Here is a 19,612-nt window from a genome sequence, read left to right as displayed (position 1 = left end):
ATTAATTACCACAGAGCTGCTTGTAACACCGGGAAAGGAGAGTTTAGATGTTCAAAACAGTACCCGCCCAAGAGATCGAAGATCGTCTGGCAAGATTACAAGTTTCGTTGGATAGGACAGAACTGGACAGCTGTCTAATTGGAAGCAACGTCAACCTCTTTTATTTCACAGGCACAATTCAGATGAGTTATCTTTATGTTCCATCCTCCGGGGATCCCATTTTGTTTGTCAGGAAGGATATGGCCAGGGCAAGGGAGGAGTCTCCTTTAAAAGAAATCGTAGATTTTAAAAAACCCGAAGATATTCCAAGGATTTTAAAGGACAAGGGATGTCCTTTACCTAAAAACATAGGGATGGAATTGGAGCAGTTATCAGCCAAGGAATATTTGCGCTTGGAGAAGATCTTTAGCCAGTCCCGGGTAGGAGATTGTTCTCTCTTGCTACGGCAAATAAGGGTGCTTAAAAGCGTTTATGAGATAGGGCAGCTGAAAGAGTCAGCTGCGAAAGCTGCTCTTGTATATAGTGAGATACCTAATTTTATTAAACCGGGGATGACGGATCTGGAGCTGGCCGCGGCCATTGAGCACCGTTCAAGGCTTTTAGGCCACATCGGTCTTGTCCGGTTTCACGGCGTAAAGCAGGAGTTCTTTTTTGGACAAGTATTAGCAGGAGAAAACGGGTTGGTACCAACAGGTTATGACACTGCACTGGGGGGCAGGGGCTTGACCCCCGCCTTTCCCAAGAGTGTGGCGGGTGAGACGCTTAAAGAGCACAGTCCAATACTTGTTGATTATTCGGCCAATTACAACGGCTATAACGTGGATTTAACCAGAATTTACAGCATTGGCCAACTGCCACAAAGCCTGCTTGATGCCCAACAGGTAGCCGTGGAAATACAGGAAACCATAGCAGCGGCGGCAAAGCCCGGAGTCAGCTGTGCCGAGCTGTACGGGTTAGCCCTTGAACTGGCAGCCAGGTACAGGCTGCAGGATAATTTTATGGGTTACAGCCAGCAGGCTCAGTTTGTGGGCCATGGTATAGGCTTGGAGGTTAACGAACTGCCGGTATTGGCTGCAAAATTTAACACAGAACTGCAGGCAGGTATGGTGCTGGCCATTGAACCTAAATTTGCCTTTCCTGGCCTGGGGGCTGTAGGAATTGAAAATACCTATGTGGTCGGAAACAATGGTTTGGAGAAAATAACCATTGTGCCGGAAGATATTATTTCGGTATAGCTTTTTGCTGCTTTACAGCACCATTTGAAAAAGTTGGGAAATTATTGAGCCCCATACTATACCCCTATTAAAGGAAGAATATTCTTAGAATTGACAGTCCTTTTCGGCCTATTACCTGAGTTTTACAGGAAAAATGATTAAAAAAACCCGTTAGCCCAGTGTTTTCATGGGTTAGCGGGTTTTGTGTTTTGTCATAAAATTGTAGTGTATTTACGCTTATTTTTTGTATTGCAAAATTTTTTTGATCTCGGCTTGAGACATAATTTTTTTACTTAAGTCAAAACCAAAGACAGACTCAATGGATTTTATTACATCATCTCGATAATCAAACAGATAATAATTTTGTTCCAAATAGGAGCAGGAATAGCTAATTAAGGAATTACGAATCTGTTTCACAGTATATTTTTTCTCTAACATCTGTTCAAGAACCCTCATGATTACAAGTGCTACAAAACATACCAGAAAATGTGCTTCTACATGTTCATCTTTTTTAACATACACAGGTCTTGCCTTGAATTCACTCTTGATTATTTTGAAGGATTCCTCGATTTCCCAAAGCCCCTTGTAAATATCCCGAATTTCTGTATCAGATAAATGTTTTTCACTAGTAACAATGGAATAGTATCCGTCATATTTTTCTTCTTCCTTAATCTTTGCTTCGTTCAGGGAAAGAATGAGTCCGTCAGGTATTTCGCCTGTTTCTTTTGAAAATTTGATATTGTTTACATAGCCGGCGGCTCCAATGCTGGTAGCTCTTGTATATTTGCCGGGATTGGCAATCAGCTCTTTTGCCTTGGCAATAGCCTTATCCCTATCTTTTTCTGTTTTAAGGCGTATTTTTCGGAATAGTAAACCATCTGTTTCTGATATATTTCCATTGTTCGGTCACGTTTACCATCCGTCCCCTTTAATTGGATTTTTTTTGCATAAATCCGGGATTTGTGCTTAAAAGAGACGGTATTTCCATCCTTATCTTCTTCTGTGTCAATTAAGTAATCTTCCTGATTTAATACCCATTCTTTGAATTGTTTGTCAGCACCGAGAACACTCTGTCCATAAACATAACCGTCATTCCCTGCCATGTCATCATGGTTCTTTCCAGAAAGAAATGCAGTATTATCACTAGTGTTGAGTCCCCTGTCTGCCACAACGATAATACGTTCCAAGGCAAAATCTTTCTTTACACGGCGAATTGTTGGAAGGAGAGAGAGCTTTTCACTTTCACCACCGGAAAAAGTATTGAAGGCTATGGGGATTCCATTTGAATCCATGAGGAGTCCCATCTGAATAATTGGATCTTTACGGTGCTCTTTGGATGGACCACGCTTTTTTTGCCCCTTTTTAATCATGTTCCCGTCTTCATCGTATTCATCTTCATCCTCATAGGGGATCTCAAAGTAGTAATTGGTGACATCATAGTATCCAAGTTGGTTATTTCTTCCTATAAGGTCGCATACCTGGCTATGAAGATGCCGTTGGATTTCGTTTGAATATGCGGCAAAGTAATCCAGGGCGCGGTAAATGTCAGCCAATGAAAAGTCAAAGGATTCAAAGAAGAAATTTTTGGTTTCAAAGGCGTTCTTTTTTGATGAAGGAAATAAAAAGCGATTAAAAATAAGCAGGCTGAATATACTGTTTAGGTTGTAATCCACGTTCAAAAGCCTTTGCTTTTTCTGAAAATATTCCCTAAGACCAAGTAGGGAGTACACTGACTTTGGCACAACATAACCAAGATTTTTGCGCAATGCTGCTTGATCCGGCAGCTTGGCTGACAGGTTAAGTTCTAATGTTTTCTGACAAGTTTCACTCTTAGAACGTTCCTTTGCGACCTGCTTGAAATGAGCAATAGGATCAGAATATTTCTTTTCCAGATCTTCTAGATAGCCAAGTTTCTCAACAGTTTTTTGTTTTACCTTTCCATTCTGTCTGTAACCTTGGACAAAAGACAAATAGGGTTTACCATTACTCATGCTTATCTTTAGATACATAAATTCACCTCTAATCCCATTATATTGCAATACACGACAATACACAACATAATTATGCATAAATATTGACATAAAAAACGCCCGAATTCTCGGGCATTAAAGTTAATTTTGATATTTAGGTGCTGTAAAACAACGGAATTATTGAGCCCCATACTATACCCCTATTAAAGGAAGAATATTCTTAGAATTGACAGTCCTTTTCGGCCTATTATATAATTGGTTATAATAGATAAGCTTTGCTTTAAGCAAGAAGATGCTGAAAAGGGCTTTAGCGCTCCAAAGGCCTGCTTTTTTCATGTCATGTAGAAGTTTAAATTTACGGCATTATATAAAGGCGGTTTGCACTACGTTGCTGATGCACGGCAGGTATCTGTATCTTAACACACTTAATGGTTTTTCATACTCCATGTTTTAAGGGGGGAAAAGGAAGGATAGAAGGGACTGAAGGGGTATCTGTAAAAGGAAAGTTATAGTTTGAGGAGGTCTAAGAAAAAATGAAAATGAAAAAATGGCTTGCTGTTTTGTTTGTTGTAATGCTGGTTGCAGTTTTGGTAGTAGCCGGCTGTGCCAAGCAAGAAGCAAAAAATGAGGGCGGCGAAGCTTCTAAAGAAGGTGGCGCGGAAACCATTAAGATTGGTGTAAATTATGAACTTTCCGGTGATGTTTCTACATACGGATCAAACACTGTTGATGCGATCAAGTTAGCATTTGATGAAATTAATGCTGCCGGTGGTGTTAACGGCAAGCAGCTTGAGCCTGTAATCCTTGATAACAAATCTGACCCGGCTGAAGCTTTAAGCGTAGCCACTAAACTGATTACGCAAGAAAAAGTTGTTGCTCATTTAGGTGCAGCTACCAGCGGTGCTACTTTAAACGTGGTCCCCGTGGCAACCCAGTATCAAATTCCTGTTTTAACAACTTCCGCTACAAACCCTGATGTAACCGTGGATCCGCAAAGCGGTAAGACAAGGGATTACATTTTCCGCACATGCTTTATTGACCCGCCCCAGGCTATTGTAGGCGCCAGCTTTGCTTACAATGATCTGGGCGTAAAGAAAGTGGCTATTTACTACGACAATACTAACGATTACAGCAAAGGCCTGTATAAAGTGTTTAAAGAAGAATTTACCAAACTCGGCGGCGAGATTGTGGCTGAAGAAGGTTATGGTAAAGACGACCAGGAGTTCAGACCTACATTAACCAAATTTAAAAATGCCGGTGCCGAATTAATCTATATTCCAGGTTATTATGAAAAAGTTGCCAAGATCATCAGTCAAGCCAGAGAATTGGGTATTACTGTTCCATTCCTGGGTGCTGACGGCTGGGATTCTCCTGACTTAGTAGCCATTGCCGGAGCTGAGGCTTTAAACGGCACTTATTTCACCAACCACTATTCTTCTCAAGACCCCAGCGAGAAGGTCCAGAAGTTCGTGAACGCTTTCAAAGCTAAGTACAACAAAGTTCCTGATTCCTTTGCCGCGCTGGGATACGATGCTGCATACTTACTTGCTGATGCTATCAAGCGGGCCGGTTCAGCTGAGCCGGCAGCCATTACAAAGGCTTTAGCAGAAACTAAGGACTTTGATGCAGTAACCGGTAAGTTAACCTTTGATGATAAGCATAACCCGATAAAAGAAATTGCAATTATTGAAATGAAAGACGGCGTGCAAACATTAAAGACCAAAATTGCTCCGAAGTAAGGACAGCATGAAAAAAAAGGGGGGGCGTCCCCCCTTTTTTGAGTTAATTTAACTTGACTAGCCGGCTAAAAATTCACCAGTCTTCAGTCCTTAGTCTTCGGCAGCGACCTACGGTCGAGTCTTTAGTCATTAGTTTTCAGCATCCAGCCATCAGCTCTCAGCACTGTTGGCTTCATAATTAATAATAATTAGTTGACTAACGATTTTATAAGTCCCAAAAAAGCCATACATGCAACTAAGGACTAAGAACGCGGCTGCAAGCCGATGCTGGTGACTAACCGTAACAACTAGGATGGGAGGTGCGTTATGGAAACATTAATTGCTCAACTTTTAAACGGTCTCTCCTTGGGCAGCATTTATGCCCTTATAGCGCTTGGCTATACCATGGTTTACGGAATTATTCAGTTAATTAATTTTGCCCACGGGGAAATTTTAATGATTGGCGCATATGCCGGTTTCTTTGCGGTTACAGCATTAAACTTCAATTTCTTTGCCGCCTTAATATTGGCTATGGTTGTGTCAGCATTATGCGGTATCTTAATCGAAAGAATTGCTTATAAACCGCTGCGCAATTCCACAAGATTGGCTGCCTTAATCACGGCTATCGGCGTCTCCCTGTTTTTGCAAAACGGTGGTCTCTTTGTCTTTGGCACCGACTTTCGCTCTTTTCCCCAGGCAATACCAAAGGTAACTTACCGTTTTCTAGAGGGTGCAATCACTATTACCAGCCACCAGTTGATCATTCTGGTGGTGACGATCATTATGATGCTACTTCTCCAGTATATTGTGCAGTACACTAAAACAGGTAAAGCCATGAGAGCTGTTTCCTATGATAAGGATGCGGCACTCCTGATGGGCATTAACGCTGATTCGGTGATTTCTGTTACCTTTGCCATCGGATCTTCTTTAGCTGCGGTGGCAGGAGTGCTTTTAGGCCTCTATTATCAGACCATCCACCCCTTAATGGGGCTCATGCCCGGCTTGAAAGCATTCGTGGCAGCTGTCTTAGGGGGAATTGGGATCATTCCCGGCGCCATGACTGGCGGCTTTTTGCTAGGCATTATCGAGGCTTTGGTCAGCGGTTACTGGAGCACAAATTACCGGGATCCCGTTGTTTTTGGCATTCTTATCCTGATTTTAATTGTTAAGCCTTCGGGACTTCTTGGCAAAGATACCCGTGAGAAAGTGTAGGTGAAATGAGATGAAGCAAAAGAATTTACTCATTGGTATCGTTTTAATTGCTTTATATGGCTTAGTGTACTATGCTACTGAAGTTGCCGAAATAATCGACCCGTTTCAGCAGGTTAACCTGTACTTGATGGGAATCAATATTATTGCTGCCGTCAGCTTAAACCTGATCGTAGGTTTTACCGGGCAGCTAGCCTTGGGACATGCAGGCTTTATGGCAGTGGGCGCTTATGTTTCAGCAATTCTGACTTTGAAACTTGGACAACCCTTTATTTTGGCTGTATTTGCCGGCGCTGTTGCCGCTTGCCTTGTAGGTATTATTATCGGCTTACCCACCCTACGACTTAAAGGTGACTATCTGGCAATCGCTACTTTAGGCTTTGGAGAAATTATTCGGGGCCTCTTAGTTAATATCGATTATGTAGGCGGGGCGGCGGGAATGAACGGTATCCCTAAGCTGACTAACTGGACTTGGCTTTATGTTTTCACTCTCTTTACAATTTTTATGATTAAGAATTTTATCAATTCCACCCACGGACGGGCTTGCATTGCTATCCGGGATAATGAAATAGCTGCTGAAACCATGGGGATCAATACAACTCAATATAAGGTAATGGCATTTAGCATGGGTGCCTTTTTTGCCGGTGTTGCCGGCGCCCTTTACGCCCATTATTTTTTCCTAATTCAACCCACAACTTTTTCCTTTATGCGTTCTTTTGATGCGCTGGTAATGGTGGTGTTCGGAGGATTGGGGAGCTTGACCGGGTCCATTATTGCTGCCATGGCTGTTACAGGTTTAAACGCTGCGTTGATTGACTTCGGTGCCTTGCGGATGATCATTTATGCGGTACTGCTCATAATCATCATGGTTTTTCGTCCCCAAGGCTTACTGGGCACCAAAGAGTTTACATTAAAAACCCTCTTTAGGGAAAAGGAAGGGGGATGCGAGCGTGTTAAAAACCAACCGCTTAACTAAAACTTTTGGGGGTTTAGCCGCCGTTTCCAACCTGGATCTTGAGTTAAACCAGGGAGAACTGGTGGGATTAATCGGCCCTAACGGAGCCGGCAAGACCACTGTATTTAACCTGCTCACCGGAGTCTATATCCCTACTGAGGGCGAAATTACACTGGAGGGTAAAAGTCTGCTCAATTTGAAACCATATCAAATCACAGCCAGGGGAATTGCCAGGACATTTCAAAATATACGTTTATTTCATTCTCTGTCAGTGCTTGATAACGTCAAGGTTGCCTATCACTGGCACGGTAAATACCCTGTAACCAGCGCCCTTTTCCGCCTTGGCACCTTTTTTTCCGGTGAGGATAAAATGACCCGGGAAGCGTTGGATCTACTGGAGATGTTTAACCTAAAAGATAAGTGCCATGAATTGGCGCAAAACCTGCCCTATGGGGAGCAGCGCAGACTGGAGATTGTAAGGGCGCTAGCAGCCAAACCTAAACTTCTTCTTTTGGATGAGCCTGCTGCAGGGATGAACCCCCATGAGACCCATGAGCTGATGGAATTAATCGCCAAAATCAGGGAGCAGTTTGGGCTTACAATTCTCTTAATTGAGCATGATATGTCCCTGGTTATGGGCATCTGTGAGCGTATTTACGTTTTGGATTACGGCAAGATTATCGCCCACGGCACTCCCGACGAGATTAAAAATAACCCGCGGGTGATTGAAGCCTACCTGGGAGAGGAGGCTTAAGATGTTAAAGATTGAAAATGTAGATGTTTATTATGGGGCCATCCACGCTTTAAAAGGACTATCCCTGGAGGTGAATTCGGGAGAGATAGTAACCCTGATTGGCGCAAACGGAGCAGGAAAAAGCACTACTCTCAAAACTATTTCCGGGTTAATCCGGCCCAAAAAAGGCGAAATCTTTTTTGAGGGGCAAAAAATAACTTCCGCACCGGCACAGGAGATCGTGAAAAAAGGCATTTCACAAGTCCCTGAAGGCAGAAGGGTTTTTGCTAACCTGACTGTGCTGGAGAACCTGGAGCTCGGTGCTTACCTGCGCACCGATAAAGCCGGGATTAAGGATACGCTGGACAAGGTATTTGCCAAATTTCCACGGCTGAAAGAAAGAATTGGTCAACGGGCAGGTACCTTGAGCGGCGGTGAGCAGCAGATGCTGGCCATGGGCAGGGCGTTGATGTCGCGCCCAAAGCTCTTGTTGTTGGATGAGCCCTCTATGGGCTTGGCTCCGATTTTGGTAAAAGAAATTTTTTCGATTATCAAGGAAATAAATGAAGCAGGAACTACTATACTTTTAGTAGAACAAAATGCACATATGGCCTTATCCATTGCCAACCGCGCCTATGTCCTGGAAACAGGGCGGATTGTAGCGTCGGGTCCGGCAAAGGAGCTTGCCGAGAGCGAGCAAATTAAAAAAGCTTACCTGGGAGGGTAAGTCTGGGAGGAGGAATGAAGTTGTACGTACGCACGCGGATGACTGAAAACCCAATTACAATTACCCGCCAAACTACCATTGCGGAAGCATTGGATTTGATGCGCCGGAGCAGTGTGCGTCGCTTACCCGTAATGGAAAATGGCAAATTAATCGGAATTGTGACCGACCGGGATTTAAGTGAGGTGTCTCCGTCTCCGGCCACTTCTCTCAGTGTTTTTGAGATCAATTATTTGTTGGCAAAAATGAAAATTGGCGATGTTTTGCCTAAGAACCAGACAGTGATTACTATTCATCCCGATGCATTTTTGGAAGAAGCGGCGTTACTGATGCGGGAGCATAAAATAGGCGCCCTGCCGGTCATGGAGGATGGTAAGCTGGTAGGCATCATTACTGAAACTAATATTTTTGACGCATTTATCGATCTTTTGGGTGTCCGGGATGCCGGTACCAGGATTACTATTGAGGTGGAGGATAAGCCAGGCGTGCTGGCCGATGTAACCGAAGTGATCCGGGACTACGGCGCTAATATCTTGCGGGTGGCCGTTTTCAGAAACGGCGGGGATAAGACCCTGGTGGTGATCCGACTGAATACTGCCGACGTGGCGCCCATTGTGGAAGTGTTGAAGCAGCATGGTTACAGTATTCATTCGGTGGTCAATTACCAGGAGTTTCAACCCAATTAGGTATGCATGCAGTTGTTTTTAGCTATCAGCTGTCAGCCATCAGTTTGCAGCTTTTACTGGAAGCTAAATATAAGTTTGTTGGAGTCCGGCATTGGCCGGCTTTACTTTTATGCTTATTTGACACAAAATATTCTTTGGCTACTGCGATATATTCTTAAAAGGGTTATAATAGGTAATGAAAACCATCAACCAATAACTAACAACTTCTATAAAGAAATACCCAAAAAGAGGACTGAGGTGAATATGCTTGCAGGCAAAGGAATTACTGCGGGGTCTCCCTGCTGTGGATGAAGTGCTGCAGGCCGATGAAATACAGGCGGCTATGGCGAAAAGCGGCAGGTCCATAATAGTAAATTGCATCAGGGAAGCCATAGGGGAAATTCGCAAACAAATTTTAGCAGGTCAACCCGTTGGGCATGACGGGCTTAAGGCCCAGGTGATTGCCAGAACCCTCTTTATAGCCCGTCAGAAAGAAAAATATAATTTGCGGCCTGTGCTTAACGCTACAGGTATCATTCTGCATACTAACCTTGGCCGGGCGGTGCTGAGCGCTAAAGCTAAAGAGGCCATCAACAGGGTAGCCGGCAGCTATAACAATTTGGAGCTGGATCTGGCCACAGGTGAACGAGGCTCCCGCTACAGCCATGTGGTGGACCTGCTAAAGGTGCTTACCGGCTGTGAAGACGCACTGGTGGTGAACAATAACGCGGCTGCTGTATTGCTCACGCTCGGTACCTTAGCCAAAGGGAAAGAAGTAATTGTTTCCCGTGGGCAATTGGTGGAGATCGGCGGTTCTTTCCGGGTGCCTGAAGTGATGGCTGCCAGCGGTGCCCAACTGGTTGAAGTCGGGACCACCAATAAAACTTACTTGAAGGATTACGCAAGTGCCATCACTGAAAATACTGCAGTACTTTTAAAAGTGCACACCAGCAATTACCGGGTAATAGGTTTTACCCACGAAACTTCCACTGCCGAGTTAGTAGCTTTGGGGAAGGAAAGAGGTATTCCCGTGGTTGAGGATTTAGGCAGTGGCTTTTTGGTTAACTTGGAGAGCTATGGAATCACAGGGGAACCTAACGTCCAGGAACTGGTCCGCCAGGGTGTTGATGTAGTTACTTTTAGCGGCGATAAACTTTTGGGCGGACCACAGGCCGGCATTATTGTAGGACGGAAAGAATATGTTTCATTAATGAAAAAAAATCCGTTAACCAGGGCCCTGAGAGTAGATAAATTAACCATGTCCGCTTTGGAAGCAACCTTAAGGGAGTATTTGGATTCCGACCGGGTACTGCAGGATAATCCTACGCTGCGCATGCTGACTACGCCTGCTGAGCAGTTGAAGAAAGAAGCAGAAAAAATGAAAAAACTGCTTCAAAAAGAGCTTCCGGGCGTGGAAGTAGCAGTGGAACAAGGTTACTCCCAGGCCGGCGGCGGCTCGCTTCCCACCACCGATATCCCCACTTACCTGGTTACCCTACATTCAGAAGCTATTTCGGAGGATAAGGTTGCCGAAAAATTGAGACAAGGGGAGCCGGCTGTGCTGGTCAGAATTGCTCAGGGAAAGATCATCCTGGATGTCAGGACAATCCTCCCCGGCGAAGAAGAACTTCTGGTCGAGGCGTGCAGTCAAGCTTTTAAGTCAGTGCAGGAGGGGTAACATGGATTACGTAATTGTAGGGACCGCAGGACACGTTGACCATGGAAAAACTGAGCTGGTAAAAGCACTGACAGGTATTAATACCGACCGTTTAAAAGAAGAAAGGGAACGGGGCATTTCAATAGAACTGGGCTTTGCTCCGCTGCAGTTTTCCAATGGCCAGCGGGTAGGGCTGGTTGATGTTCCCGGCCACGAAAAATTTATCAAACAGATGCTGGCCGGTGTGGGCGGCATGGATTTGGTCATGCTGGTTGTAGCTGCTGACGAAGGTGTGATGCCCCAAACCCAGGAGCATCTGGATATTATTGATTTGTTGCAAATTAAAAAGGGCATAATTGTTATCACCAAATCGGATTTGGTAGATGCGGATTGGCTGGAACTGGTACGGGAAGAAGTCCGGGAGGCGGTGAGAGGTACGGTACTGGAAGAAGCACCAATGATTGCAGTTTCAGCGCTAACCGGACACGGGATTCCTGAACTTAAATCCCTGCTGCAGGAAATGGTAGCAAAAACACCACCTAAATCCTTGGCAGGCAAGGTAAGGCTGCCTATAGACCGCGTTTTTTCCATTACCGGCTTTGGCACCGTAGTAACAGGCACTCTCTGGTCAGGCAAAGTTAAACTGGGAGAGACTTTGCAAATTCTCCCCGAAGGTCTGCAGACAAGGGTGCGCTCTCTACAAGTACATGGCCAGCAGGTAGAAGAAGCCCTGGCAGGGCAGCGGGTGGCAATTAATCTGGCGGGAATAGAGGTTTCGGAGATCGCGCGGGGAAGCGTGGTGGTATCACCAGGGGCCCTTTTCCCCTCCCATAGAATTGATGCTGAACTGCATTTGTTACAGCATGCAACGGAACTGGAAAACAGGGACCGGGTTCGGGTTCATGTAGGGACCAGCGAGGTCTTGGGGCGGGTAGTGCTTCTGGACCGTGAAAAGCTGCAGCCCGGCGAGACCGCATTCGTTCAACTGCAGTTGGAAAATGTACTGGTTTCCGCCAAAGGGGACAGATTTGTAATCAGATCTTATTCTCCCATGCATACTATAGGCGGCGGGGTAATTATTGAGCCAAAAGCTGAAAGACACAAAAGGTTCAACCGGCAGGTCCTGGATATGCTGGCCACAAAGCTGCAGGGAACACCTGAGGAATTGATTTTGGAAGCTTTAAATGCAGGCGAACCTGCATTTTTGACACGTGAAGCACTGGCTGAAAAGACTAATTTGCCGCTGCCCTCAGTCGATGAAACAGCGGAAGCGCTCAAAGCGGCGCAAAAAGTTACGGAGATTGCTGCCGAGGGCAGCTGCTGGTTAGCGGCCCGCCTGCGCTATGAGGACATTGTGGAGCAGGTTAGACAGATGTTAGGTGAGTATCATCAGCGGCATCCGCTTCGGCCCGGTTTGCCAAAGGAGGAACTGCGCTCCCGCAAATTTAGCCAATGGGGAGCTAAGCTCTTTAATGCTCTGCTGCAGACTTGGACTGAGACGGGTTTCCTTCGAGTGGACGGGAACTATATAGCACTACAAAGCTTCACTCCAACTCCGGATGAAGCGGAGCAAAGACTGCTCTCCCAAATTGAGCGGCATTTCCTGGACAACAAGTTTCAGCCGGCTGAGTGGAGCGAGCTGACCGGTCGGCTGAAGTTAAATGAGGAAACAGCCGGCGAACTGCTAAGATACCTGCTCTGGAAGGGTATCCTCTATAAAATTAATGAGGAACTCTATTTTCATAGAGTTGCTCTTGAAGAAGCAAAAGATTTGATAGCCTCCTATATCAAAGAGCATGGCTCCGTCCAGCTGGGTGAGGTAAGGGATCTGCTCAATAGTTCACGTAAATATGTTTTGCCGCTTCTGGAGTATTTCGACCAAATTAAATTCACCAAGCGGGTTCAGGATAAGAGAATATTATTTTAGCATTTTATAACAGCGTGGCAAGATTATTAGGTTGTCACGCTGTTTCCTTGTAAAAAAATTAGAATCTAAGCGTTCAGTGGACAATGATTAATCATTATGGTACAATATCATCTGTGTTACCAGCATGGGAGTGGATTGGGCCTGGTGGCCCGCCTGGACTTCAAATCCAGTGGGACGTAATGACCTTGCGTCTGGTGTGTTCGATTCGCACCCATTCCCGCCAAACTTTAGTAATACCAAGGCTTTTACGGATTAGGTTAAAACTTCACTTTGCTAAATTAGCAAGTGCAAAGCGCCCTAGTCCAATAAAGCTAATTAATTGATAAATACTTAACTGGATTTAACCCTTATCACTATGCAAAAAACGTGAAAGGGGTTTTTTGTGGAGCAGATGTTTTGGGCTTGCAATGGCTGTTACATATTGCCCGGTCAGAGGCAGTGGCGGCTTGACAGCATTGAAAAGTTAAATGTAGTTTGACATCTTTCTGCTTGAATGAAAGAAATGAGTTACAGTAATAATTTTATTTTTTTCACTAATTTTATAAACTAGTTTAAAATCCCCATCCCCAGGGTACAAAAGTTTATAACCTGGTTTCTTTAACGAATTACTTCCCCGATGGGGGTTATTAACTAATACATAATTAATAAGTTCGTCTATTTCAATAGCTATTCGGTTGGCGTAACCTTCACTTTTGTTTGCCCAAAAAAAGAGTTCTCGCTGAATCTGTGACGTCGCCCTTATCCCTACTATAACCTTATACATACCGTCCCTTGCTCCCAACTATCTTAAGAATACTGTTTTCTAATTTTTTCCCTTACTTCAGGCAAATCTTCTTTGATAAATTTGGAAAGCATTTGAGAGACTTGATCGCCTGTGAAAAACTTGCCTTCTTCAATATCTTTCTCGTCTTCAAAAAGCTGTTTATAAAACTCAAGCTCCATCTCTTTCTCCTCATACTCCAGTTCCTTTTTTTCAAAAAGCTCGATGCTCATTACAACCAGGTCTCCCTCTCCGTTTTTTGTAAGAACAATCGGTTTTTGTTCTTTTCTAGCCAACTCTGAAATCTGGTTATATTTATTTCTCAAGTTTGTACTGGGGATTATTTTGTACATCAAATCACTCCTTACTGCACTAATTATATATAGTATATCATAATTCTATCATAATTATTAACGTGCAACAAAATTTCCTGTTCAAACTTTACCACAATATCCCCCTTGCTCATTAATGCATGAACTGTTATGTTAATTTTAAATTTAAGAGTGCTTATAAGGAGAGGAAAGAAGATGATTAAAGTTGATATTCCTGGCAAAGGGGAACTGCAATTAAAGCATTTAGTCCTGGATTATAACGGAACCCTGGCTTGTGACGGCAATGTGTTGCCTGGCGTTAAAGAAAAACTTAATTTACTGGCTGAACAGTTGTCTGTTTACATTATTACCGCAGATACTTTTGGCAAATGCCGGGAGCAATGCAGTGGGATAAAGGCAGAAATAAAAATACTTAAAAAGCCTTTAGGTGCAAGGGAAAAAGAGGAGTTCGTAATCTCGTTGGGAAGCGGGAATGTTGTGGCTATTGGAAATGGCAGCAATGATGGCCTAATGCTTGCCAAGGCGGCTCTGGGAATTATAGTTTTAGGTCCAGAGGGGGCAGCTGTAAAAGCATTGCAGCAGGCAGATGTTTTGGTGAAGGATATTAACGATGGTTTGGATTTGCTTTTATATCCCAAAAGGCTTGTTGCCACATTAAGAGAATAGTGAAAAGTCACTTTATTTTTTAAGCGTCATTAAGATAAAAGGGCGCCTAATCCCAGGATTTCGACTGCTTCTTTTGGCAATACTAAAGAACCGGAAAAATCAACATGACCTTCAAACTCGTAATGCGCAGGTCGAGGGTTCGAATCCCTCCATCAGCTCCAGGAAAGCTAATAATGGTGCGGCTTTCGAGACGCGGAGCGGTGACTAACTTGGAAGGAAATGGTTTTGGGTCACCGTTTGGTCACGAGCCGCAAGGAGCGGACAGGGACATATCCTGTCCTATTTTTTTTTGCCCGCTTCCTTGGAGCACTTCGTCGAAGCGGAGCATGGCCTCGCGTTCGACATTGGGCATTACGTGGTGATAAACCCTGATTGTAAAAGCTACGTCGCTGTGGCTCAAACGCTGGCTCACCATCTTTATGTCTTCACCGCGCTTTATAAGCAGGGTTGCGTGGGTGTGTCTTAAGTCATGAAAGCGGATGTCCGGCAGCCCTGCTTTTTTAAGGATTGGTTTAAAGTAGCGGTCCAGGTTGTCGGGGTTAAAAGGTGTACCCGTTTCGCTGGGGAATACCAGCCCTTGGTCCTCATACAGCGGTCCCAGGCGGAGTTTATGCTGCATTTGTTGTATGCGGTGTTTTTTTAGTGCTTCAACGACGGATGGCGGCAGTGAAATTGTTCGCTTAGAGGTTTTAGTTTTTGGTGGAACGAATTGGAGCTTCCCTTTTGCCGTTTCAAGCGTCCTCTGGACTGTCAAAAGTCCGTTCTGAAGGTCAATATCCTCCCACCGTAAGCCCAACACTTCTCCTCTTCTCAAGCCGGTTCCCAGGACCGTGATGAACAGCGCCTCAAAACGGTTTCCTTTGGCTGCGTCTAAGAAACGTGCTATTTGCTCTTCCATCAGCGGGGTAATTTCAATGTCTTCCGGCGACGGCGGATGAACTTTATCCGCCGGATTTCGTGAAATCATGTCCAGATTTACAGCAGTTTCCAGTGCCTTATGGAGAACGCTGTGAATGTAACGCACTGAGGCCTTGCTTAAACTGCCTTTTTCCCCGTCTGACCTGTTTCCCGCTAGTTTTTCAGTGTATAGACACTGAATATGATATGGTGTTAGTTTACTGAGAGGTATTTTCCCCAGCGTTGGATTGATATGATTTCTGATTATGCTTTCGTAGCGATAGAAAGTTTTATCTCGAATGTTGGCGCGGTGCATTTGGAGCCACTGATTGAGAAATTTCTCTAAAGGCAAATCAGAAGGCTCAATATGCGTTCCCTGGTCAATTTGAGTAAGTATGTCTCTAAGAACTTTTTCAGCGTCTTTTTTCGTTCCATGAACGGTTTTGGACCCCTGACGCCGCTTGCCGGTCTTGGGGTCTCGCGGCAGTTCATACCTGATTCGCCAGGTATTTTTTCCTCTTTTTTCTATACTCCCTCCCATTTTCTTGTTTACACTTACTCCCCTTCCGGGGCTCCCCGGCCAAAACAATATATATTTCTTGTTGATCGGGGAGAATGCCTTCTATTTTTTTTACTTTTTGAGGTTTTCCTCCAGCCAGAGCAAAAAAGCGTCTCTATGCACTCGAACAGTGCGACCTATCCGAAGCGCGGGAAAGTCCTTGCGTTTAGTTAGTTCGTAGGCGAGACTTTTTCCTATTCGCAAGTAACGGGCAACTTCTTGAACGATTAATACTAACGGTAAATTTTCTGCCATAATGCTTTTTTGCTTTTTAAGTTCAAGCACGATTTTCACGCTCCTTTCCTCGTTATCCTATTAAGAAAAGAGTATCAAGTTGGTGTAAAACTTTCATTTGAAACAAAAGAAAACGGGACTTTTAAGCATATTTCACTTGAAAGCTTGACTTTTTAGAAATATTCTATCCCAGCAGTTTTCGAGCGGCGTAGGGGGTTAAAAAAGTTAAAGCGCGGCCGAAAGATTGCAATCCGCAATGCCGGACGTTTTGCTGTCATGGATATCGTCACCCCGGTCCATGGGTTAAATGCCGGGTGACATGGCCCCCACCTCCTATTAAGGCCCGAAGGCCGGGCAAAAACCCTTCCATCTCTAAGTTTACCGGTATCTCCGAGCAATTCCAAACTATCAAGCAAAAAAACTGCACCTTTTCATTAATTGCTCAAAGCGGCCATGGACGATCTTGGGAGAAATAATTACCATTCTTAAGCCTTAGATCGTTGAGACGGCAAGGCGGAGACAACAAAAACCCCTTCACCTTACTGGTGAAGGGTCTGGTATAAGTTTCCGCTGTCAGTTTATTTCCTAATTTCTTCCTTAATTTTTGTTCTTACCCTTTCGCTAAAGCGGAACCCATTCTGTTCCAGGCTATCGAGGATTGGGTCAATAGCAGGCAATAACCCCTTTTTTACACCAAGCGCCACAACGCCTAAGGTACCCATAATCCTTAAGCCCGAGTTTCTGGCGATACGTCGGGCTTTTTTCTCATCAACTAAAAGATAATCCGCCTTAACTTCCTTGGCTAAAACGATGGCTTCCGCTTCTCCCCGATCAAGGTCGGTTCTAAGTAAGGAAACCGCCAGAACGTTTTGTACTTGGAGGGTCTCGATCCAGGTAGCTTCTCTGATTTCTTTCACACCGGGAAGTTCAGTTCCCTGTAGTACCACTTCATTGTATACACCTTGAGGAATAATAATTCGTCCAAATACGGCATGCAGGAGGTTTACTTGCTTAATCCGGGCTAAAGCAATAAGTGGTGTCGAGTTAGAGACCACTTTCATTTTGCAAAAACTCCTTAACGGTCGCCAAGTCTTCCTCTAGCTCGTCGAGATCATAGTTGAGAGGAATGTTATGTGCGGCCAAGAAATCGAGGAATTCCTGTTTGGAAACGTTGGCCAGTTCCGCCGCCTTGCCCAGGGATAAACTCCCATCTGCGTAAAAGGTTGCCGCCAGCCTCTTCAAGGCCTCCATTTTTACCCGTTGAGCCGATTCCCGGCCTTTGATGAACAGTTCTTTTGGCAACTCGAGATCAATCCTTATAGTTTGGTCAGGCATTTTCTCGCCTCCCGGTAATACCAACTTTAGTAAAATCATACCATAAGAGATACACGTCCTCAACTTTATATTTATTATAATCCATCTGTGGTATTGTCACCTTGAAAAAATCTGTAACCGCGGAGGAAGTCCAGGAGCTTACGTGACGAGAGCTGTCCTTGGAAGGGGTGAAAATCCGTGAGAAATACTGAACATGAAGGCCGCACTTTTCGCAGCACCGCCTCATTCGGCAAACGGCAGGAAAACGCGGGACGTCAGGGCAGACGGCACGGTGGCGCCCCGCCCAAAGTTTGACCGGAATAGAAATAATTTCAGCCTATTGGAGTAGCATATTAAAAAATTTTACGTATCATTTTCCCGTATTAAAGGGACAAAAATTGAAGAGAGGTAACACACCATAGAAATTATTTTCTATGGGTTCCCCTTAGGATGATTTTTTATTTTCCTTATTATTTCTAAGCTAGATTGAGCAAGTCTAAGCTATTGCAACTTATTCTATCGAACCATAGAACTGGCGTTCATTTTGACTGAGATCCGGCTGATTTGCGAACCGGATTGCATCGGAAATAGCCGTGCAAAGCACCATCGTTACTTGACACGCGCTGATGTGTCCGGCATTCCGCTGATCTTGTAAGCAAGCAATTGGCAGCTATAATTTAACTTAAAGCGAGGTGAAAAATCATGGAGGCAATTCAAAAATCATTAACCCTGTGCCAGGGTCTTAAAGAGAGGTTTGTTAACCTTGAGGCCCGGCTGGGCGAAATTCGACTGCACCCGGTTCGCTGGCGGACCATCCAGGAAATGCTCATTGAAATCGATAGACAGCTGAGCATAATCGAAGAAACCGTAAGCAGAGGCTCAAGGCACCCCTGATCAGGAAGAATTTCCATCAAAAACCGTGTGTCACAGAAAGGCCGGAGTTCCCTTGCGGAGCAAAGGATAAAGACGTGTCACACTAATTTTGCAAAAGACAGTTGTTGTGTCACACAAGCGCCGAACAGCCTTGGAGAGCCAAGGGATCGGGCTGTGTCACACCGCATGAAAGCGCGTGCTTATCCATGAACGGGATTCCCCAGAACACCTGATAGAAAATATTTTCTAAGGCACCGCTTTGCAAATCAATTACCTGACAGTTATTTTATAAGCAATATCGAGTAAATCTAAGCTATGACAACTTATTCTATCAAAACATAAAACTAGCGATGGTAAAACGAAAATATCGTTGAATATCGGAAATTATAGCAAATTACCCTTGGCGGCGTGGGACTCACGCCGTGCGCTGTATGATGTCAGTCTATTGGAGGCGCGAGCTATTGGGACGAAAAACTGATAGTCGGAAAGCAAAAGGATTTGTCCTGATTTTTACCTTGTGGAGGAACGCTGATGACTGAGCGCAAGTTCGTAAATTGGGTGGAAATTGATATTAAAACCGGAAAGCCCTTGCCCAATAACAGAAATTTGGTAGGTAAAACTTATCTCGATAGAGACGGCGGAATTATTGAGGTCGTAGGAGTATGCTCTCTTTTTCCCGAGACGCACGTGGTTGTCGAGAAAAAGGCGACTGGCGAACGCTGGAGTATCGCTGCCGGAATTATAAAGGGCCTAATCTGATTACATAGATTAGGATGAAAACAGCCGGTTTTGCTGCGAAAACCGGCTGTTAAATTTTTAGCCAATGGAGTTTGTAGCCATGAGCCAGATAGGATGAAGAAAGGGTTAAATGCATGAGTATAAATAGATTTTGCAGGGTTTTCTTTTCAATTGGCAGGATTTTCATGTTTTCTTGCCGAATAAATCCTCATATCCAGTTTTCCATACTTCCTGGCAGGTGGTTTTCTTGGTCCAGAAGAAAATTTTTACACCCAAAATGGGACCGAAAGGTCAAATGACGTTGCCAAAAGAAATACGGACTGCTCTTGAAATAGAAGAGGGCGACCGGGTTCTTCTTAGAATCGAAGACGATGGGAAGGTCGTCCTGGAGAAGGCGATAATTATTCCCGCCAGTGAAAAAGATGGGTTTCACGTCCAATGAGACTAGACAATAAAAAGATAATGTT

The 19,612-nt window shown here is 44.5% G+C and carries 18 protein-coding genes, 1 tRNA gene and 1 pseudogene; 14 read left to right on the top strand and 6 right to left on the bottom strand.

Annotated elements, in window-relative coordinates:
- Positions 1-47 precede the first annotated feature (47 nt).
- Complete coding sequence (locus EYS13_RS12955) at positions 48-1,235, top strand: M24 family metallopeptidase (RefSeq protein WP_227763452.1); 1,188 nt, start codon at positions 48-50, stop codon at positions 1,233-1,235.
- A gap of 216 nt (positions 1,236-1,451) precedes the next feature.
- Here EYS13_RS12955 and EYS13_RS12945 read toward each other — a convergent pair.
- Positions 1,452-3,223: pseudogene (locus EYS13_RS12945) on the bottom strand (IS1634 family transposase).
- Between the two features lie 494 nt (positions 3,224-3,717).
- Here EYS13_RS12945 and EYS13_RS12940 point away from each other — a divergent pair.
- From EYS13_RS12940 to EYS13_RS12900, 9 genes are all read left to right on the top strand, one after another.
- A complete protein-coding gene (locus tag EYS13_RS12940) occupies positions 3,718-4,923 on the top strand; it encodes an ABC transporter substrate-binding protein (RefSeq protein ID WP_227763447.1) in 1,206 nt (401 codons plus the stop codon).
- Between the two features lie 306 nt (positions 4,924-5,229).
- Complete coding sequence (locus EYS13_RS12935; RefSeq protein WP_227763445.1) at positions 5,230-6,114, top strand: branched-chain amino acid ABC transporter permease; 885 nt, start codon at positions 5,230-5,232, stop codon at positions 6,112-6,114.
- Positions 6,115-6,124: 10 nt separating this feature from the next.
- Positions 6,125-7,087, top strand: coding sequence for a branched-chain amino acid ABC transporter permease (locus tag EYS13_RS12930; protein ID WP_227763443.1), 963 nt, complete (start codon positions 6,125-6,127; stop codon positions 7,085-7,087).
- On the top strand, positions 7,062-7,820 hold the full coding sequence (locus tag EYS13_RS12925; RefSeq protein ID WP_227763441.1) for an ABC transporter ATP-binding protein: 759 nt from the start codon (positions 7,062-7,064) through the stop codon (positions 7,818-7,820). The genes EYS13_RS12930 and EYS13_RS12925 overlap by 26 nt, the downstream gene beginning before the upstream one ends.
- A 1-nt stretch (position 7,821) precedes the next feature.
- Positions 7,822-8,526 (top strand): ABC transporter ATP-binding protein, encoded by a 705-nt coding sequence (locus tag EYS13_RS12920; protein ID WP_227763436.1) that lies wholly within the window; start codon positions 7,822-7,824, stop codon positions 8,524-8,526.
- 20 nt (positions 8,527-8,546) lie between these two features.
- The gene (locus EYS13_RS12915; RefSeq protein WP_227763434.1) at positions 8,547-9,209 is read left to right on the top strand and encodes a CBS and ACT domain-containing protein; all 663 of its coding nucleotides are present in this window, start codon (positions 8,547-8,549) and stop codon (positions 9,207-9,209) included.
- A 247-nt stretch (positions 9,210-9,456) separates the two neighbouring features.
- On the top strand, positions 9,457-10,866 hold the full coding sequence (gene selA / locus EYS13_RS12910; protein WP_227763432.1) for an L-seryl-tRNA(Sec) selenium transferase: 1,410 nt from the start codon (positions 9,457-9,459) through the stop codon (positions 10,864-10,866).
- A 1-nt stretch (position 10,867) separates the two neighbouring features.
- On the top strand, positions 10,868-12,772 hold the full coding sequence (gene selB, locus EYS13_RS12905) for a selenocysteine-specific translation elongation factor (protein ID WP_227763430.1): 1,905 nt from the start codon (positions 10,868-10,870) through the stop codon (positions 12,770-12,772).
- Positions 12,773-12,898: 126 nt separating this feature from the next.
- Positions 12,899-12,995 (top strand) — tRNA-Sec (locus EYS13_RS12900).
- Between the two features lie 563 nt (positions 12,996-13,558).
- Here EYS13_RS12900 and EYS13_RS12895 read toward each other — a convergent pair.
- Complete coding sequence (locus tag EYS13_RS12895; RefSeq protein ID WP_227763424.1) at positions 13,559-13,885, bottom strand: type II toxin-antitoxin system prevent-host-death family antitoxin; 327 nt, start codon at positions 13,883-13,885, stop codon at positions 13,559-13,561.
- A 174-nt stretch (positions 13,886-14,059) separates the two neighbouring features.
- On the opposite strand from EYS13_RS12895, the gene EYS13_RS12890 reads away from it, so the two are divergent.
- Entirely contained in the window at positions 14,060-14,530 is a 471-nt protein-coding gene (locus tag EYS13_RS12890; protein ID WP_227763422.1) for an HAD family hydrolase, read from the top strand.
- Between the two features lie 241 nt (positions 14,531-14,771).
- Here EYS13_RS12890 and EYS13_RS12885 read toward each other — a convergent pair whose 3' ends face one another.
- The 4 genes from EYS13_RS12885 to EYS13_RS12870 all read right to left on the bottom strand — a co-directional run bounded on the left by EYS13_RS12885 (position 14,772) and on the right by EYS13_RS12870 (position 17,555).
- On the bottom strand, positions 14,772-15,968 hold the full coding sequence (locus tag EYS13_RS12885) for a site-specific integrase (RefSeq protein ID WP_227763421.1): 1,197 nt from the start codon (positions 15,966-15,968) through the stop codon (positions 14,772-14,774).
- 90 nt (positions 15,969-16,058) lie between these two features.
- Positions 16,059-16,280, bottom strand: coding sequence for a helix-turn-helix domain-containing protein (locus tag EYS13_RS12880; protein ID WP_227763418.1), 222 nt, complete (start codon positions 16,278-16,280; stop codon positions 16,059-16,061).
- 518 nt (positions 16,281-16,798) lie between these two features.
- Positions 16,799-17,281 (bottom strand): PIN domain-containing protein, encoded by a 483-nt coding sequence (locus EYS13_RS12875; protein WP_227763416.1) that lies wholly within the window; start codon positions 17,279-17,281, stop codon positions 16,799-16,801.
- Positions 17,265-17,555 carry a UPF0175 family protein gene (locus EYS13_RS12870; RefSeq protein ID WP_013821654.1) on the bottom strand — a complete coding sequence of 97 codons (291 nt, stop codon included), beginning with the start codon at positions 17,553-17,555 and terminating at the stop codon, positions 17,265-17,267. The genes EYS13_RS12875 and EYS13_RS12870 overlap by 17 nt, the downstream gene beginning before the upstream one ends.
- A gap of 681 nt (positions 17,556-18,236) precedes the next feature.
- On the opposite strand from EYS13_RS12870, the gene EYS13_RS12865 reads away from it, so the two are divergent.
- The 3 genes from EYS13_RS12865 (at position 18,237) to EYS13_RS12855 (ending at position 19,587) form a co-directional block, all read left to right on the top strand.
- Complete coding sequence (locus EYS13_RS12865) at positions 18,237-18,428, top strand: hypothetical protein (RefSeq protein ID WP_227763414.1); 192 nt, start codon at positions 18,237-18,239, stop codon at positions 18,426-18,428.
- Positions 18,429-18,938: 510 nt separating this feature from the next.
- Positions 18,939-19,166 carry a hypothetical protein gene (locus tag EYS13_RS12860; protein WP_227763412.1) on the top strand — a complete coding sequence of 76 codons (228 nt, stop codon included), beginning with the start codon at positions 18,939-18,941 and terminating at the stop codon, positions 19,164-19,166.
- A gap of 256 nt (positions 19,167-19,422) precedes the next feature.
- The gene (locus tag EYS13_RS12855; protein ID WP_227767932.1) at positions 19,423-19,587 is read left to right on the top strand and encodes an AbrB/MazE/SpoVT family DNA-binding domain-containing protein; all 165 of its coding nucleotides are present in this window, start codon (positions 19,423-19,425) and stop codon (positions 19,585-19,587) included.
- Positions 19,588-19,612 lie beyond the last annotated feature (25 nt).

The organism is Zhaonella formicivorans, assembly GCF_004353525.1.
Classification (GTDB): domain Bacteria; phylum Bacillota; class DUOV01; order DUOV01; family Zhaonellaceae; genus Zhaonella; species Zhaonella formicivorans.
The sequence above is the reverse complement of the archived record's forward strand: the minus strand, read 5'-3'. Positions and strand labels throughout refer to the sequence as shown.